The organism is Candidatus Bealeia paramacronuclearis (assembly GCF_035607555.1).
In the GTDB taxonomy this organism is placed as follows: Bacteria; Pseudomonadota; Alphaproteobacteria; order UBA9655; family UBA9655; genus Bealeia; species Bealeia paramacronuclearis.
The window spans coordinates 540,205-557,625 of sequence record NZ_JAVHWZ010000001.1 but is presented as its reverse complement, the minus strand read 5'-3'; the positions used below and the strand labels follow the sequence as shown (position 1 = coordinate 557,625).

Genomic DNA, 17,421 nt, shown 5'->3' with positions numbered 1-17,421 from the left:
ACGAGACCTACTTTAAAAGAAGAGGATTCTACCCCCTTGCAAATGGGAAAAAAAGGAATATAATTTTAATACTCTCTCTACTCCACCTTAGAAATTTGGTGGGGGTGGCTATGCACTCAATATGCATCCCTTCTAGCACTCTCTCTACTAAAGTAGCCCCCTGCTGCTTTTGTGATTTTATATTAATCAAAACTCGAATTGATCCCAGTTTATAATAACTAGGATTTTCTAATTATTTTCCTTTGGGTTGAAACACTTATTGTGCCGTCCAACCACCGTCGATCGAAATAATCTGGCCATTCATACCCTGAGCATGGTCTCCACAAAGAAAAACGGTTAAAGCGCCAACCTCCTCAATTTCAATAAATTTTTTGGTGGGTTGTGCTCCTAAAATAATATTTTGAATCACGTCCTCTTCTGAAATGTTGCGGGCTTTGGCTTGGCCTTTAATTTGCCCCTCAACCAGAGGAGTCCTCACATATCCCGGACAAATGGCATTGCATGTGACATTATCGCGCGCAGCTTCTAACGCCACAACTTTGGTCAGCCCCAAAAGACCGTGTTTTGCGGCCACATAAGGCGCTTTAAAAGGGGATGCTACCAGCCCGTGGGCTGATGCAATGTTAATGATCCTCCCCCAGCCATTCTCACGCAAATGGGGAAGTCCATGATGGATCATGTGAAATGCGGAAGACAAATCAATGGCGATAATCTGATCCCATTTTTCAGGAGGCATTTCGGTGATGGGCGCTACATATTGCACACCTGCGTTGTTGACCAAAATGTCAATTTTACCAAATTCTTTTTTTGTGATTGAAATGAGATCTGCGATCTCATCAGGTTTCCCCATATCTGCGGGGTGATACAAAGCCGTAACGTTGTATTTGTCAGAAAGAAACCGCCGTTCCTGTTCAATTTTATCAGGCTCTCCAAAGCCATTTAAAACAATATCAGACCCTTGTTGCGCGAGGGCTTTTGCAATTCCTTGCCCAATACCGCTTGTGGAACCGGTCACGATTGCAACTTTTCCTTGAAGTTTCATTTTTTTGCCTTCCGTTTTGATTTTATCTATTATGTGATACAATCAATAAAAGTACAAAGGGGAGAAATTTAAAATGTCCTATCTTTCAGATGAGGCGGCTAAAAAAGCTATCATTACCGCGCTGAATAAATTTATGGCTGATTCGGCGGTGGCTTATATCAAAATTCATGGGTTTCACTGGAATGTGGTTGGGCCACATTTCAAGCAACTGCATGCGCTTTTTGAAGAACATTATACGAATCTTTGGAAATCCCTCGATACGATTGCAGAACGCATTCGGGCATTGGGAGGAAAAGCACCTGGAAGTTTTGGAGATCTTTTAAATCACGCCAACATTATTCGCGAAATTGACACGCTGCCTCATGCAGAAATTATGCTCCGCATCGCCCATGAAGACTATACACTTTTGAGCCTTGAGGCGCACAAAGTTGAAAAAATCGCCGAAGAGCATGGAGACACCTTCACTGTCGATATGATGACTCAACGTGTCGGAGATCTTGAGAAAATGATCTGGATGACCCTTGCACATTTACAAGGAAGTGAAAGATTGTAAAATGCTCAAGAGTCTCGTTTCCAAGAAACTCTGATATTTTTTGAGAACCGATGCTTGACAGTTGTCACTGACTCAGGTATTCCATGCCCATCCCGTCATTGACGAGATGCGGGGGTGTAGCTCAGTTGGTTAGAGCGTCGGCCTGTCACGCCGAAGGCCGCGGGTTCGAGTCCCGTCACTCCCGCCATTCATCCTCCCCCCAAATTCTTAAAGATTTTTAAAAAAAGTGAAAAGAATGAAAAAGAGGACTTGAACGTTTCCTCAAAAGTCGCTTATATCATTTTGGTCTCGGGGAGTAGCGCAGCCTGGTAGCGCGCCAGTTTTGGGTACTGGATGTCGCAGGTTCAAATCCTGTCTCCCCGACCATCTTTTTAAAAGCCCAAAAATTTTGCCATAAAAAAACAAGACCAAAGCCCTGCTCTAGATGTTTCAAAACTTTAAAAAGACCACGAAAACTCAATAAACCCCGCTGGGCAGAGGCCGAACTTCAGCTGGTTGAGGATTCGCCGTGAAAATCAAATTTCACATGAAAATGTTTTGATTTTCACGAAGAGACATAAAAAAAATCTCAATTGACTCAAGCGCCTCCCATGTCGCCACCAGAACATTTGCAAAAAGCAACTTAATTCTTACATGACGTCCCTACTTCTTATCGTAAGGATTTTCACCACTTCTGACCATAAGGCGAATGGGAACGCCGGGAAGATTTAAATCCTTCCGAATGCTATTCACAAGATATCGCGAATAAGAATCAGGCAACTGCATGGCCTTTGAACAAAAGAGAACGAACGTAGGCGGGCGACTTTTAATTTGAGTCATATACTTAATTTTAATTCGCCGACCGTTAATAAGGGGTGGGGGATGATGGTCCACAATATGCTCAAGCCACCGATTGAGTTTGGAGGTGGGAATACGAATATTCCAAATCTCATACATCTCCAATACGGTCTTCATCAACTGATGAAGATTTTTGCCCTTAGTAGCCACAATTGGAATCAAGGGCACTCCTCGAATTTGAGGGAGTAAATTCTCAAGCTCTTCCCGGATTTCTTTCAAATACACATCTTTGTTTGTGATAAGATCCCATTTATTCAATGCCACAACAAGGGCGCGTCCCTCATCCACAATGCGGGACGCAATTTGCAAATCCTGTTTTTCAAGTGGAATCATGGCGTCTAAAACCAAAATAGCCACATGAGCGTATTTCAGAGCATCGTAGCTATCACCCACAGCCAGACGCTCGAGTTTTTCCACAACTTTTGCGCGCTTCCGGATTCCTGCAGTATCAATAAGACGAATGGGCTTACCTTCAAATTCCCACTCAACAGAAATGGCATCCCGCGTGACCCCGGCTTCAGGTCCGGTTAAAACGCGTTCGTCGCCAATCATATGATTGAGAAGGGTTGATTTTCCCACATTAGGGCGTCCCAAAATAGCCAACTGAAGAGGACCTAATTCCTCCTCTTGCTCTGCATCAACCTCTTCAACGATTTGCTTTTTGCGATAGTGAAGTTCCAAAGCGTCATAAAGGTCGCCCAAGCCTTCTCCATGCTCGGCCGAGATCGCCACAGGCTCACCAAATCCCAGACGATAGGATTCTCCAATCCCCACACTTCCGGCTTTGCCTTCGCATTTATTGGCGACCAAAATCATCGGTTTTTTTTGCTTGCGGAGAAATCTTGCCAATGTCTCATCATCTGCAGTCAGGCCTTCACGAGCATCAAAGACGAAAAGAACGACTTCGGCTTCATGAAAGGCGCGACTGGCTTGCGTCCACATTCCCGCCATCAAAAGATCCTCAGATCCTTGCTCCAGCCCTGCCGTATCAATAAGAACAAGAGGAATATCGGCCAATTGCCCAAAGGCTTCTTTTCGATCCCGCGTCACGCCAGGTGTATCGTGAACGATTGCGATTTTCTTGCCCGCAAGTCGATTGAAGAGCGTGGATTTTCCCACATTGGGGCGCCCTGCAATTGCGACTCTAAGGCCATTCCTACGAATGAAGTTTTCTGTAAATTCGACCATCAGTGAATCGCCGTCACAGTTCCATTTTCGCCTAAAAGATAAAGAACACTTTGAGAAACAATGGGGGGCAATGCAAATCGACCACCGATATCTTGAGAGGAACGCTCTTGCCCTGTTTTGGGATCAAACGCCTTCAGTTCACCTTTTTGACCCACCAAATAAAGTTTTTCGCCAGCTAAAATCGGACCAGCCCACATGATGCGATGAGGCTTTTTTTCGTCCCTAGGAAGAGGTGTTATCCACGCCACAAGTCCGTGGTCTTTCGTGAGTGCAATGAGTTCATTGTGCTGACTCAAAAGATAGATAAAATCACCGGCAACAACAGGAGTTTGGAGGCCTCCCACTTGGCGCTCCCACACTTTTTGCCCGGACCTGAGATCAAATGCTCCCATTTTTTGGTGATGTCCTACGATCAAAACAAGATTTCCTGAAATCACAGGCAGTGCACGAATATGAGAGATGTTGGAAAGAGAATCAGGCCGCCTTGAGGAGCTCAACGTTTCAGACCAGAGTTCATGACCATTTTCAACTTTAAGCGCAAAAATTTCACCCGAGGAATAGGTCACAATCACAACACCCTGACTCACGGCAGGGCTGGCTGTACCTAAAAGTCCTGCATGCTCTGTGATTCCTGCATGAGACCACAATTTTTTACCCGTTGCGGATTCAAAAACATCCAATTGGTTGTTGATAGAAACCACGTAGATTTTTCCGTCCTGAACGGTGGGGGCTGCACGCACTGGTGAAGATGTTTTCGTCCGCCATTTAACTTCTCCGTTCTCAGGATTTAAGGCCAAAACTTCGGCATAAGGGGTGGTGACAAAAAGAAGGCCTGCCTCATAAGCAACGCCTCCCCCTAAGGACCCACCTCCAAATATACTAAAACCGCGGGTACCTTCCGGCGACACATCCACTTGCCACAAACGACTTCCAGAGCTGGATTCAATAGCGGATACAAAGCCCCTGGAGTCCATACCATAAACTTTGCCATCAACTGCGATGGGGGTGGAGAGAACGCGAGAAGAGGAGCTATTGCCCGATCCTAAAGACGACGTCCACATGACTTTGGGAGACGCCCCCAAATCTGCATGCGGCATGACGTGACTTGAATTTGCGCCCAACTGTCCCCACGCGGGTACAGATTCCATAGCGGGCAATGTCACACCATATTTTGCGGCCTCAGGATCAATTTTAACGCGCGATTGATATTCGACAACCGCCAAGCGTTTACCTTCCAACGGTGGTTTTTCGGAATCACAACCAGCCAATACCATTAAGCTTAAAATTCCTAGTAACGAACGTCTCATCACCATTGATTATTACTCCTTTGATTGAGGTTCTCTTTGAATTTCTGGCGCAATTCCCAACGACGCCATCATTAAAAGCGCACGGGCCGTATTTTGAGGTGAAATGTGCCGTGCATTTAAAATCGCATTAAAGCTTTCGGCAGTTTTGGATTTGTCCCCTTTTTGAAGAGCATAAATACCTTGAAGCTCTAAACTAAGGCCCTGCCAAGGATTACCTTCTGACGCCAAAGGAGTAAATTGATTAATAAGCGTTGCCGATTCCTGACTTTCAATGCCGGCATACGCAGCGAGAATTTTGGAAAGACCCGAAAACGAAAGATCAGAGGCCTCATTTAAATTCAAGTCTTGGTATGTTTGAAGCGCTTTCGTAAGCTCCGTCGACCCTTTAGTTTTGGCATTTTGAAGGGATACTGCTGCACTTTGAAGGCTTGCCAATTTGGCATATCCCGTTTTTCCAGAAGAAATCAACTTGGTAAAAATAGCTTGAGCTTCCTCAGTTTTTCCCAAACCTGCCAAATGCACAGCAGACGTATATTGAGCCGATTCACTTGTTTTGACAGAGTGGTGATAATATTTCCATGCTGGAACGCACGCCGCCCCAATCACAATTAAAATGGCGCCGCCAATAATCCAGTTACCCCACGCCTTCCATAAGTCGTGGATTCTCTGCTCTTTGATGTCTTCTTGCAATTCGTCAAAAATATCAGCCAAAGCCAGTCTCCTTTGCCAGTCTCCTTTTATTTGTTCCTTAAAATAGCTGCATCCCTTCATTTGGTAAAGGCCACAAAATTTTTATTAGAGGATTGTGAGGAGCTGTGAAAAACATAAAATGAGGTTTTCAGCTTATTAAACTGAAATCATGACCAAATGATTATCTCATATATGCATATGAGCGCGACTATTAATCCGAACGCATTATTAATAATAAGAACCGCATCCTTAATGATAAGGCCATAAACGAACCAACTGGACAGTGACATAAATGCTATTAAAAATCCAATAAGAGAAACCCCTTGAGCACTTTCCGTCGTATAGATTTTCCAAGCCTGAAATACGAAGAGAAAGTGCCCCAGCATTCCCATCACAATCATGTAGATCCGATAAAAATAAACGTATTGCGTTTTTATCATTAGACTACACGCTTGGATTTTTGCTTCAATTGAGAGCGGTAATCATAACTGCCATTCTTGATTTCAAGGCCTGTAAAATGATTAACGCCCCACAAGAACGCGAGCACAGCGGGAAGCGTGATTACCCACAATCCATAGACTCCAAAAAAATCTCCCAGATAAACCAATCCAAAGGATGTAATGATATACATCACAGCACGAGTTAATGCGTAGAGAAAGCTCGTTGTTGTAAATCGGCGATAAACTGGAAAATGCTTAATAAATACGGCATCGGCAGGCACACCGCCCAACATCAAAATCATAATTAACGATTGAACCAAAAACATTTGGTAAGAAGTGTCGAGATGTCCCATCAAAAGAGGAAGAATAAGCATAAGAATCAGCGCAGCGCTCCCCCTCCACTTTAAGATTTTGAGAGGATGAATTTTATAGCTCATAAGAGACCACACAATACAATTGGTCAGCTGAATAAGAGAGAGCCAGAAATTATGAAAAATAATATCTTCCGCAGAATATCCAAATTTTGATTTCAGCAACGGATTGAAATACATATAAGCCAGGTAAAAGGTTAATGGCCACCCGCAGTAAACCATAAAATAAGCCAAAGAATTCTTTTTGTTTATTTTTTCATAATTCAAGGCTTTCATAGAGGTGAGAAGCTCTGCATGTTTTTCAAGCCCTTCGGATTTTGCATCTGCCAAAGCTTTTTTCAGTTTTTCTTTCATATCAATAAACTCAGGCGTTTCTCGAAGACGTGTACGTGCCACGGAACCCACAATTGCAATTAAGGCGCCCACCCAAAACGCAATTCTCCAATTAAAATGGAATGACGTCACAATCACGGCGGTTCCCAATGCTGCCATAGCGCCTATAGCAGAGGCTACGCTAATAAAAGAAACCGCAACGTATGACACAGGAGGTTTTGTGATTTCAGAAACATAAATTTCAGCCCCCATGATTTCCCCCAGAGAAGAAAGTCCCTGAGAAATCCTGCAAGCCGTAACAATCCAAGCTGCAGAAATACCAATTTCTGCATATGTTGGTAAATTTGCCATAAATACACAGGAGATTGCCATCATTGTTGTTGTAATAACAACTGTATTTTTCCTTCCAATATGGTCTCCAATATAGCCAAAAATAAGGGCGCCAAAGGGCCTAACGACAAAAGTTGAGCAAAAAGCAAATGCAGAAATCAACCCCGCTGTATGTGGATCCGTTTTGGGAAAGAAGAGTTCATCAAGCAAAACAGCGAGATGGACATAGAGCATAAGATCAAAATACTCAAGAAACGTACCTATTTGAAGAAGGCCTACAGCCTCTTTTTGCTCACGACTCAACGCGGAAAACATACTCATAAATTACTCCTTACATGTTTACTACCATTCTCAAGATTAGTTGAGTCCCACCTCTATTGACGAATTGCAAATAAGGGAGATTTTCTCACCCGTTTAAAAAAACCGTCGAAGATTTGCAAAAATTTTAGATATTTTGTATATATATTTTATAAGCCTGAATTTAGGATATTGAGTTCCGGTGAAATTATTTTAGGACGTTAAGCGATCTTTCATTGAAAATTAAGTAAATTTTAAATGTCGGATGCTAAATTAAGCCTGATGAGTGACAGATCAAATTTTTTAATTGTGTTAACCAATTATTAACTCTTGATATGTTACTCGTGATACAATGAATAACAGTGGAAAAGAAATTTCTTCTTTTTCACAACCCGCGTGGAATCGCAAAACAGCACCACGTGTTAAATTATAAAAAAGGGGAGCATAAATAAAATGAAGACAATCCTTAAAGCCAGTACCACATTAGGCGCTCTTGCAGGCTTGATGTTAATGACGTCCGGCTGCGCAGAATTCTATAAAAAAACTTATGACTGGAGTGACGCCAAAGGCACAGAGTTCACAAAAGCTCTCGCCAATGAATACTATCAATTTGGCCAATCCGAAGAAAACATTATGTATGATGATTTGGAAGCGGCTTATTTCATGAAGAAGGCCAATAAAGTTCAAGATGGCTGCCCAATTATGCCAGAATATCTTGATGGCTGGAAATTGCCAAACCACACAGTTCCTGAGCTTCAAGCGGCGCGTGATCGTTTAATCTTTGCGATGCAAAATGGGGCACAAACAATTGCACCACAAATGACAGCCAAAGCCCAAGCAAACTATGACTGTTGGGTTGAGCAACAAGAAGAAAACTGGCAGTTCGATGATATCAAACTTTGCCGTGATACGTACTACATGTCCATTGACGCTGTAGAAAAACTCGTATTTGGATCTATGCTTCAAGCACCTCCTGCAGAGGTTATTGAATTTGCAACAGACAGTGCAGCGTTAGATGCAAAAGCCATGGAAATCATTGATGAGGCTGTGATTTTTGCAAGTTCCACAGAGTTTGGGCGTAGAATCCATCTTATCGGCCACACCGATGCGTCAGGAAGCAACAAGTTAGATAAAAAACTTTCTCACGAACGCGTCATGGCCGTAAAGCAAGAGCTTGAAAAGCGTGGTATTCCAGCCAGCATGATCACAACTGAGGCTGCTGGAAAAATGAAAGGCAAGAAACATGAAGCGGATCACCGTCGTGTTGACATCCTTTTCCTTGAATATAAATAAGGCATCATATTGAAGGGGAGGAAACCCCTCCCCTCTTCAAGATAACTGATGTTAAGGAATCGTTCCTTAAAACTTAACCATCCCAAGAAATTGGGATGGTTTTTTATTTCGCTTCCGCGAACACCTCAAGAACTTCTTTGACTTTTCCATTCTCCGCAAAGCGCAGGACTTTTAAAACCTCCAGGCGCCCCAATCCTTGACTAGAAATAACATAATGAATGGTTGCGCTGTTTGTGCTTTGAGAAGGAATAATTTCTATGCCCTCAAATTTCCACAGTTGATACATTTTTTTAGCTTGAGAAAGTTGAGCTACAAATTCATCTGAAGACTTGGCCACAACGGCTCCATTCATAGTTTTTTTGCAATCCGCACTAAATGGATGAGGAATTTCAGAAACCTTATGAAGAGGCACTTTTCCAATCTCTTTCAAATAGGCCATATAGGCTTCTGCAAAGGCTTTCGGATTCCGTTGCACCACATTTTCTGTGGGTATGACCGTTGTTTTTTTCTCGGAACAAGGGCAGTGGGAGGCACAGGCACTCAAAGTTAAGAGCGAAAGAAGCGCTAATTTTTTCATGAGACTATCCTTTGATTTATAAGTTGTTTTATGAGACGCGTCGGCATCTCATCTGACTTTCTTTGAAAAGTCAATACAATAGGAACGTTTTTTATAAGGAAGCACGGCTCTTCATTTTATAAGGAAGCACGGCTCTTCAATCTATAGAGCACGTTTTTTCCCACACGCCGAGATTCAACAATCTCAAGAATAAGGAGGCCTTTAAGATCATGAATAGCCGTTAATTTACTCACCCCAAATTTTTGTTGTACAAAACTGACGTTGACATCTGGCAATTGCTTTGTTTTGAGGATTCGAATAATTGTATTTTGACGCAGGTTCAATCTCTCATCAACAAGGTCATTTTGGGAGGAGTCAATGAGCTCATTAGCCTTAAATTGCACCAAAGCCTCATCAATCAGACGTATATTAAAATCAATGAAATAGGTCAAATCTTGATGATCTTGCTCTGTCAAAATAAAGGCTTTGCTGTAGTTTTGAACAGATCTTAAAATCAAAGGCGACAAAGGCAATGACGTTATATTGGGATATCCAGATTTCATTAAAAACCAATAGAAGAGGGCGCGCGCCGTCCTTCCATTCCCATCCACAAAAGGGTGCAAATAAGCAAACCAATAATGGATGCAAATGGCGTGGAGAAGCGGATGAAGATTGGGATGATCTCGGTTTACAAAATCAATAAAGAGCGCAAGTTGGTCCTTCAAAAAGCCTTCTGAAGGCGGGATAAACGTCACAACATCTGGAGACTTTGGCGCAATCACAATGTGATCCGTATCTGTTCTTAATCGCCCTTGATCTTTTTGAGGAAGATTAAGACGGGTCAATTGAATTTGCCACTCAAATAATGTCTCAAGGTTCACATAAAAATCAAGAGGGAGGCTCTCCAGCATTTGAGCCATTTTATAATTGTTTAAAATCATACGCTCCCCATAATCTGCTGGAGTCTTATGAAGATGTAACAACTGCAAGGCTCGATCTCGTGTTGTATGAGCCCCTTCAATCATGGCTGAAGAAATCGCCTCAATCATCCAAGGCTCCGATTGCACATTGGCCCCCCGAGGACGATTGAGAAATATTTTATCAAATAATAGAAGTGTGTTTTCCCATCTTTGAAGGGGGACAAATCGGAAAAAGTCTCCCCCTTCACTTTGAACGGGGGTATTGCGAGAATTTTTCTTACGATGATTTAAAATAATAGCCCAAGCCACTTCCTTTGACACAGAAAGATCTTTAAAAACTTTATATTTTATTTTATCCCAGTACAAATAAATAGGGTTTTCAGAAAGGCCAATAAGGCCCTCTGTCTGATCGTCAGTTAAATTTTGAGCCTCACGCTCCCAATCTTTCGGGACATTCGGCTGTTCAATGCGATACAGTTTTTCTTGCACAGGCACATATCAGGTATATTTTTCAAAATAATATACCTATTATATACCTATCTCATGATATTTAGAAGAGAAATCCACAAGGTTCAATCATAAAAAAACCGCTCTGGGCTTCCAGAGCGGTTCTTCAAAACACAATTACGCAAAACCAGCTAATTAAAAAACAATGGAATTATAGGATTATAAAAATCTAAATTAACATGGACAAGGTACCAACGCTAAAAATGTAATCCTCCCAAAACACATCCACCAGCACAATACTCTCAATGCAGATCTGCAAAAATTGCAAAACAAGATCTCACTTGCCGGACTTTAGGAATATGGCTAGTATTATGAAAAGATGATCTCATGGAGTTTTGATCTAATGATCCAACAACGCCTCACATTTCCCGCTCTTTTTTTAGGACTTTCTATTGCCGTGGGGCCAGCCCTTGCTGGATTCTTTATTTATTCGGGTATCAGGGATTTTAAATTGGCGGACCGATATGTAACCGTCAAAGGCCTTGTTGAAAAGATTGTCAAAGCTGATTTTGTCTCATGGGGTCTTCAGACACGCAATGCCGGAAATGACTTAGCAGTGCTTTACCAACAACTGACCTCAACGCAAGATGCGGTTAAAAAATTCCTTCTCCAAGCTGGATTTAAGGAAGAAGAAATCAGCTTTGCTTCCCCCACCGTCAGTGATCTTTTGGCACAAGAGTGGGGAGATAAAAAAGAGATTGAAAATCGCTATATCCTCTCCTCCTCCATTAACATTAAAACGAAAAATGTAGATGGTGTCGAAAAAACAGCTCAATCTATGGGAAAGCTTCTTCAAGAAGGCATTGCGATTTCGGGCATGACGTTTTCCTATCAAATGACAAATTTCAATGAAATGCGCCCTGCTCTCATTGCAGAAGCTACTAAAAATGCGCGTCTAATGGCCGAGCAATTCGCCCAAAACTCTGAAAGCCACGTGGGCTCCATCCGAAAAGCGAGTCAAGGCGTCATTCAAATTCTCTCTCCTGATTCCACAACCGAAAATGATTGGAGCAACGGAGCACCAGATTCCATTATGAAGAAGGTGCGCGTCGTTTCAACTATTGATTTCTTTTTGGTAGACTGAACACGCATTAATGAATTCTCTCGTCACCCACGATATTAAGGTTTCTGTTGCTGTCACTTTTCTTGACGAAGAATCCAACCCCCAGGAACATCATTTTCTATGGGGCTATCAAATTTGGATTGAGAATTTGGGCCAAAGCACGATCCAACTCCTAAGCCGCCATTGGTGCATTACAGATCAAATTGGCATCACACAAGAGGTGCGTGGAAAAGGCGTTGTGGGCGTTCAGCCTGTGATTGATAAAGGCGAAAGCTATACGTATACGAGCGGCGTTCCCCTTACTACGCCATCTGGGATTATGGCAGGAGAATATACGGTACAAGATGAATATGGCGATTTGTTTGAGATTATAGTCCCCCCCTTTTCCCTCGATAGTCCTTACGAAACCCGTCTTTTGAACTAAGGTTGAGCCGTGGCTTTGAAAAGTGATATACTGCGGCCAGAAAACAATCGAGTTCCGTCATGATCGCGTTTCGAATTATCTTTTTTATCGTAGGAATTCTCCTCACCATTCTTGCGGGCGCAATGGCGATTCCCGCACTTCTCGATATTTATTATCATGACTCCGACTGGGTATATTTCGCGCTTTCTTCAGGATGCACACTTTTTTTTGGCGTCTTGATGATCTTAGCCTTCCGCCCCGATGGCGCCATTGAACCAGGCATTCGGGAAACTTTTTTAATTACGGTCATCAGTTGGCTTGCACTTTGCCTTTTTGGATCTCTGCCCTTTGCCTTGTCTTATGCAGCACCCACATTCACGGACGCTTTATTTGAGACGACTTCGGCACTCACGACAACGGGTGCCTCAGTTCTCACCAATCTTGATTTTGCGCCCCGGGGAATTCTTCTCTGGCGTGCGCTTCTCCAGTGGTTGGGGGGCGTTGGAATTGTTTTGATGGCCCTTGTCATCCTCCCCAATTTGCGCATCGGTGGAATGCAGCTTTTCCGCAGTGAATTTTCTGATCGCTCTGAAAAAATCCTTCCTCGCGTTTCGCAAATTGCAACCGTGATTTTTGGCACCTATTCTTTAATCACATTGACGTGTGTGGTCTCCTATTGGTTTGCAGGCATGAGATCTTTTGAGGCCCTTTGCAATGCCATGACCACAGTCTCAACGGCGGGACTCTCTACCTCAGATTCATCATTTCGCGTTTTTGACAGCACTTCCATTGAGATGATTGCTTGTGTTTTCATGTTAATTGGGGCCTCTCCCCTCATTCTTTATGCACGCCTTTTTCGAGGAGACTTCAAATCGTTCCTCAAAGATTCCCAATTGCGGGCCTTTCTTCTTTTCACATTCCTTTCCATTTTAGCAATGGGACTTTGGCTTTGGAGCGCGAATACTTATGAATTGGGACATGCCTTTCGACATGCTGCCTTTAGCGTCATTTCGATTGTGACAACCACGGGATTTTCTTCAGCCGATTGGGGAAGCTGGGGTTAATAACTGCTCTTTAAAACCTATCTAAACTTGTATATAGTTATCCAATTATGGATAAGTTATTGAGTATCAGAGAAGCCAGTCGTATTCTTGGAGTGTCAAATGGCACATTAAGGCGATGGGAAAAAGAGAGTCGCCTTGTTCCCGAAAGAACAGCGGGAGGACAAAGACGTTATCCTTTATCTGCCTTGCGCCCTCATCTTGTTCGCACTGAAAAGATAGATAGAAAAACGCTTTGCTATGCTCGTGTTTCCAGTCACGATCAACGGCAGGATTTGGAAAGACAAAAACAAGTCCTTGAGATGTATTGTGCAGCTCAAGGTTGGAAGTTTGAGACCATTGCGGATCTTGGCAGTGGTATGAATTACAACAAAAAGGGTCTGAAGATCCTGATTAGTGCCATTTTAGACAGAGAAGCAGGTCGATTGGTTTTAACCCATAAAGACAGGCTGTTAAGATTTGGAGCAGAATTAATCTTTTCCATTTGTGAGATGAATCAGGTAGAAGTTGTGATTATCAATCAAGGGAAAGAACCCTCTTTTGAAGAGGAACTCGCCAAAGATGTGTTGGAAATTATCACTGTTTTTTCGGCCAGATTGTATGGTGCGAGAAGTAAAAAGAACAAGAAATTATTGGAAGGTCTGAAAGAAGCCTACGATGCTGTTAGTTCATAAAGTAGAATTGAAGCCAAATAATAAGCAGGCGACTTATTTTAGAAAAGCCTGCGGTGTTGCACGCTTTGCTTATAATTGGGCTTTAGATCAATGGAAGAAACAATACCAGAATGGTGAGAAGCCTACAGAAATAAGCCTGCGTAAACTTCTCAATGCTTGTAAGGCGGAAGAATATCCTTGGATGCAAGAGGTCACTAAAAATGCCCCTCAACAAGCCATCAAAAATTTAGGATCAGCTTTTAACCGCTTTTTCCGCAAACAGGGAGGATATCCCAAGTTTAAAAAGAAAGGAATCAGGGATAGCTTTAGAGCGGACAATGGTCCGCCCCAAAAAGGAGAGTCTGCCATTCGTGTGACAGGTAAAAAGATTCAAATTCCTTGTTTGGGATGGGTCAAAATAACAGAGAATTTGAGATTTCAAGGACAAATAAAATCCTTGACGATCTCAAGAGTTGCAGACCGATGGTTTGCATCCATCAGTGTTGAAATAGACAAACTGCCTCATGTACGCAAGAACCAAGGTATTGTGGGTGTGGATTTGGGTATTACAAAACTGGCAACTTTATCCAATGGCATGGTTGTTGAGGGAGCAAAGGCACATACCGCTTTGCTGAAGAAGTTAAAACGATCTTCTCGACAGCTATCTCGTAAAGATAAAAAGAGTATGAATTTTAAAAAGCATACTCAAAAACTGGCACGTCTTCACGCCCGAATCGCTAATATCAGACGTGATTATCTCCATAAGGCAACAACCGATATTGTCCTGAATCATCATGAAATTGGCATTGAAAACCTAAATGTCAAAGGTATGTCAGCGAACAGAAAATTAGCTCGACATATTTTAGATCAGTCTTTTTATGAATTCAGGCGTCAATTGGAATATAAGGCAGGTCTCTATAATGCTCAAATTTTTGTTGCTGATCGGTTCTTTCCGTCAAGCAAGCTCTGCCATAGCTGCGGATGTGTTTATGCGGATTTAAAGTTGTCGGAGAGACATTGGACGTGTCCACATTGCAACCAATCTCATGACAGAGATGTGAATGCAGCCCTTAATTTACAACGTTTATGTACGGGCAGCTCGCCCGAAACTTATGCCTGTGGAGTGGGAAGCTCTGGCTCATTTGCTCGTCAAATAAGTGAAACTACCTGCGTTGAATCAGGAATACAACACCATGCGTAACTTTAGTAAAATATGGTTAGGTTTGGATAAGTTTGTAAGAGCGGGACTTTTCCTGTACTCTTTTTATTTTTCTTGATGTTTGTAGGCGGTTGCACGGGATCTACGGCTGGAGGTGTTAAAATCTTTCGGTATCAAATTCTCTTGCTTGCGGCCCGCCTTCAAATGCGACATCTAAGACATCCCCATCGCGTCAATGTTCCTCACTATAATCGGCAGCCTTTGAATGATGAGGTTTTTTCCGCCGTTCTGGGTTTTTTCGCGCTTTATCTCATCTGCTATGCCCTTTTGGCATTAGGACTCTCCCTTTCAGGACTTGACATTCTTTCCAGTCTTTCAGGAAGCGCTATGGCTCTTGGAAATGTAGGAGTTGGAATTGGACCTATCATTAACGCCTCTGGAAATTTGTCCAACATGCCTGAATTTGCAAAATGGCTTTTAATGGTGGGGATGATCGTGGGGCGCCTTGAACTTCTCACTGTTTTAATTCTGCTGACCCCCAATTTCTGGAAAAGCTAAAATCAAAAAAAAAAAAAACGGCCTCCGAAGAGGCCGCTTTTCAAAAAAGTAAAGTCATTAAAGTGCTGTGCTGATTGCAACAAACTTACCTGAAACTGCAGTTCCCAAGTTTGTTATAGCCGTTATACAAACAACTGCAATTAACGCTGCAAGCAATGCATACTCAATCATGGTAGCGCCACTATCATCTTTTAAAAAACGATTTAAATTTTTCATTTTTGTCTCCCTTAGTTAAACGCAAAGTTTATTATTTTTATAGCCTTATTTCAAAACTATCATAAAAAAAAATAGACTGCAAACTTTTTTTACAATCAGGGGCATCTCATGAAAAAGTTTATCTCAAGATTATCTTAAGAATAATCTTGAGAAGGTATTTCATTCCAATTTATCAATCAAAATCAAACAGCTGCGCCATCTTGAATTTGTTTCAGGATCTTTTTTACTGAAGACACCGTAATAACTGTTTTTTTTCACAACCTATTGATATAATAAAATAATTTCAGAATGACAATTCGAAAGGACGTTTTCTATTTTTCATAAGCTCGCCCTGCCTTTGCAACCTTTGGGACTTCAAAATCTCTTTATTTTCTGGTATTGCTTAGTAAAATTAAAAAAATTGAAAAAATTTCTCATGATTTATACAACAATTCAACTCAGTTTTTTGGTTTTTTTTTCCCTTTCTGAAGCCCTATGGATAAGCTTTTTTCCCTTTGAAATTCATTATGAAATGAAAGACTACCTTGTAATAGGGATCCTTTTAGCCTGCTTTTTTGTTCCCCTTGTATTTTATAAACTGATTCGACATGACATTCGTATTGTCTCGCTTTTAGAAACACTCTTCTTTACGTTTGCCTATGCACAACTCATGATTTTATTTTCTTTTTTTGCAGCTACTACAACTCAGCCTTTAATTGACTCTACATTAGTTTCAATTGACAATTATTTTGGGATTTATGTTCCAATTATCGATTTTTGGTTTAGAGAACATGAGTATTTTCAGTGGATATTTGGCCAGATCTACAACAGTTATTTTTATCAAATCTTATTTACAGCTCTCTATTTTAGCTATTATAAAAATGATATCCAGCTCAAAAGATATGTAAATTTATTTATGATTTCCTGTGCGTTAACCATCGTCATTAGTGGTTTTTTTCCAGCTCTTGGACCTTATGATTGGTATCACTACCAACCGCATCCTATCTTAGCCAATGCGCTCTCTCATTTACTTGATTTACGTCAAAACATTGTCGACCTTGGAAAACAGGCTGGAATTGTCACATTCCCGTCATTTCATGCGATCATGGCGATGATTTATATTTATACGTTTCGCAATGAAAACAAATTTGTTTTTATTCCTATTCTCATACTCAACTTTTTGATGATTTTTTCTTGCATTCCCATTGGGGAGCATTATTTTGCTGATATTTTAGGAGCCATACCTGTCTTTTTAGTAACCATTGGAATCGACAACCTCATTTACAAAAGGATCATTTGCGAACAAGGACAAGAACTGAACTTAAAACCAGCCCCCTTCCCCACTCCTTGAAAAGCAATCAAAAAATAACTCAAAGATACCCTTTGATCGTTGTAAATAGACCTGAAATTGAGGAAGTTAAATTTGTAATGGCCACGACACAGACCCCTGCAATTAATGCCATTATCAATCCATATTCAATCATCGTGGCACCACAATCATTTTTTATGAAATACTTTAAAATTTTCATTTTAGAGCCCAATTTTAATACAACAGTTATTCTTGGGATTATACCACTTAATACAACAGTTATTCTTGGGATTATACCACAAAATTGAACTAATTTCAAACCTCTCTCTCTTTGACGAAATTTAGAAGCCGCGCTA

18 protein-coding genes, 2 tRNA genes and 1 pseudogene are annotated in these 17,421 nt (G+C 41.6%); 11 read left to right on the top strand and 10 right to left on the bottom strand.

Annotation, left to right across the window (positions count from 1 at the left end):
- Positions 1 to 256: 256 nt before the first annotated feature.
- On the bottom strand, positions 257 to 1,042 hold the full coding sequence (locus Bealeia2_RS02870; RefSeq protein WP_331255627.1) for a 3-hydroxybutyrate dehydrogenase: 786 nt from the start codon (positions 1,040 to 1,042) through the stop codon (positions 257 to 259).
- Between the two features lie 73 nt (positions 1,043 to 1,115).
- Here Bealeia2_RS02870 and Bealeia2_RS02865 point away from each other — a divergent pair, with 73 nt between their 5' ends.
- The 3 genes from Bealeia2_RS02865 to Bealeia2_RS02855 all read left to right on the top strand — a co-directional run bounded on the left by Bealeia2_RS02865 (position 1,116) and on the right by Bealeia2_RS02855 (position 1,961).
- Complete coding sequence (locus Bealeia2_RS02865; protein WP_331255626.1) at positions 1,116 to 1,595, top strand: Dps family protein; 480 nt, start codon at positions 1,116 to 1,118, stop codon at positions 1,593 to 1,595.
- 110 nt (positions 1,596 to 1,705) lie between these two features.
- Positions 1,706 to 1,782: transfer RNA gene (locus tag Bealeia2_RS02860), tRNA-Asp, on the top strand.
- A gap of 102 nt (positions 1,783 to 1,884) precedes the next feature.
- Positions 1,885 to 1,961: transfer RNA gene (locus Bealeia2_RS02855), tRNA-Pro, on the top strand.
- 276 nt (positions 1,962 to 2,237) lie between these two features.
- Here the strand turns inward: Bealeia2_RS02855 and der are convergent.
- The 5 genes from der to Bealeia2_RS02835 form a co-directional block, all read right to left on the bottom strand.
- Entirely contained in the window at positions 2,238 to 3,620 is a 1,383-nt protein-coding gene (gene der / locus Bealeia2_RS02850) for a ribosome biogenesis GTPase Der (protein WP_331255625.1), read from the bottom strand.
- Positions 3,620 to 4,933: an outer membrane protein assembly factor BamB family protein gene (locus Bealeia2_RS02845; protein ID WP_331255624.1), complete on the bottom strand. Its 1,314-nt coding sequence runs from the start codon at positions 4,931 to 4,933 to the stop codon at positions 3,620 to 3,622. The genes der and Bealeia2_RS02845 overlap by 1 nt, the downstream gene beginning before the upstream one ends.
- Before the next feature lie 6 nt (positions 4,934 to 4,939).
- Complete coding sequence (locus tag Bealeia2_RS02840; RefSeq protein ID WP_331255623.1) at positions 4,940 to 5,638, bottom strand: tetratricopeptide repeat protein; 699 nt, start codon at positions 5,636 to 5,638, stop codon at positions 4,940 to 4,942.
- Positions 5,639 to 5,784: 146 nt separating this feature from the next.
- Entirely contained in the window at positions 5,785 to 6,003 is a 219-nt protein-coding gene (locus Bealeia2_RS10510) for a SemiSWEET family transporter (protein WP_414437840.1), read from the bottom strand.
- Positions 6,004 to 6,056: 53 nt separating this feature from the next.
- On the bottom strand, positions 6,057 to 7,412 hold the full coding sequence (locus Bealeia2_RS02835) for an MFS transporter (protein WP_331255622.1): 1,356 nt from the start codon (positions 7,410 to 7,412) through the stop codon (positions 6,057 to 6,059).
- 429 nt (positions 7,413 to 7,841) lie between these two features.
- Here Bealeia2_RS02835 and Bealeia2_RS02830 point away from each other — a divergent pair, with 429 nt between their 5' ends.
- Entirely contained in the window at positions 7,842 to 8,681 is an 840-nt protein-coding gene (locus tag Bealeia2_RS02830) for an OmpA family protein (protein ID WP_331255621.1), read from the top strand.
- Between the two features lie 103 nt (positions 8,682 to 8,784).
- On the opposite strand, the gene Bealeia2_RS02825 is transcribed toward Bealeia2_RS02830, so the two are convergent.
- Positions 8,785 to 9,258: a hypothetical protein gene (locus Bealeia2_RS02825; RefSeq protein ID WP_331255620.1), complete on the bottom strand. Its 474-nt coding sequence runs from the start codon at positions 9,256 to 9,258 to the stop codon at positions 8,785 to 8,787.
- A gap of 116 nt (positions 9,259 to 9,374) precedes the next feature.
- Entirely contained in the window at positions 9,375 to 10,646 is a 1,272-nt protein-coding gene (locus tag Bealeia2_RS02820; RefSeq protein ID WP_331255619.1) for a Fic family protein, read from the bottom strand.
- A 361-nt stretch (positions 10,647 to 11,007) separates the two neighbouring features.
- Here Bealeia2_RS02820 and Bealeia2_RS02815 point away from each other — a divergent pair, with 361 nt between their 5' ends.
- The 6 genes and pseudogenes from Bealeia2_RS02815 to Bealeia2_RS02790 all read left to right on the top strand — a co-directional run.
- Positions 11,008 to 11,748, top strand: a complete 741-nt coding sequence (locus Bealeia2_RS02815) for an SIMPL domain-containing protein (protein ID WP_331255618.1) — start codon at positions 11,008 to 11,010, stop codon at positions 11,746 to 11,748.
- Between the two features lie 10 nt (positions 11,749 to 11,758).
- Positions 11,759 to 12,151: a Co2+/Mg2+ efflux protein ApaG gene (gene apaG / locus Bealeia2_RS02810; RefSeq protein WP_331255617.1), complete on the top strand. Its 393-nt coding sequence runs from the start codon at positions 11,759 to 11,761 to the stop codon at positions 12,149 to 12,151.
- Positions 12,152 to 12,210: 59 nt separating this feature from the next.
- Positions 12,211 to 13,194, top strand: coding sequence for a TrkH family potassium uptake protein (locus tag Bealeia2_RS02805; RefSeq protein ID WP_331255616.1), 984 nt, complete (start codon positions 12,211 to 12,213; stop codon positions 13,192 to 13,194).
- 47 nt (positions 13,195 to 13,241) lie between these two features.
- A complete protein-coding gene (locus Bealeia2_RS02800; RefSeq protein ID WP_331255279.1) occupies positions 13,242 to 13,865 on the top strand; it encodes an IS607 family transposase in 624 nt (207 codons plus the stop codon).
- Positions 13,849 to 15,045: an RNA-guided endonuclease InsQ/TnpB family protein gene (locus tag Bealeia2_RS02795; RefSeq protein WP_331255280.1), complete on the top strand. Its 1,197-nt coding sequence runs from the start codon at positions 13,849 to 13,851 to the stop codon at positions 15,043 to 15,045. Before Bealeia2_RS02800 ends, Bealeia2_RS02795 begins: the two co-directional genes overlap by 17 nt.
- A 69-nt stretch (positions 15,046 to 15,114) precedes the next feature.
- Positions 15,115 to 15,561, top strand: a pseudogene (locus tag Bealeia2_RS02790) (potassium transporter TrkG); the annotation flags it as partial.
- Between the two features lie 57 nt (positions 15,562 to 15,618).
- Here Bealeia2_RS02790 and Bealeia2_RS02785 read toward each other — a convergent pair.
- Positions 15,619 to 15,777 (bottom strand): Flp family type IVb pilin, encoded by a 159-nt coding sequence (locus Bealeia2_RS02785; RefSeq protein ID WP_331255615.1) that lies wholly within the window; start codon positions 15,775 to 15,777, stop codon positions 15,619 to 15,621.
- Between the two features lie 415 nt (positions 15,778 to 16,192).
- Between Bealeia2_RS02785 and Bealeia2_RS02780 the strand changes: the two genes are divergently transcribed.
- Positions 16,193 to 17,107: a phosphatase PAP2 family protein gene (locus tag Bealeia2_RS02780; RefSeq protein WP_331255614.1), complete on the top strand. Its 915-nt coding sequence runs from the start codon at positions 16,193 to 16,195 to the stop codon at positions 17,105 to 17,107.
- Between the two features lie 19 nt (positions 17,108 to 17,126).
- On the opposite strand, the gene Bealeia2_RS02775 is transcribed toward Bealeia2_RS02780, so the two are convergent.
- A complete protein-coding gene (locus Bealeia2_RS02775) occupies positions 17,127 to 17,384 on the bottom strand; it encodes a Flp family type IVb pilin (protein WP_331255613.1) in 258 nt (85 codons plus the stop codon).
- Positions 17,385 to 17,421: the final 37 nt, after the last annotated feature.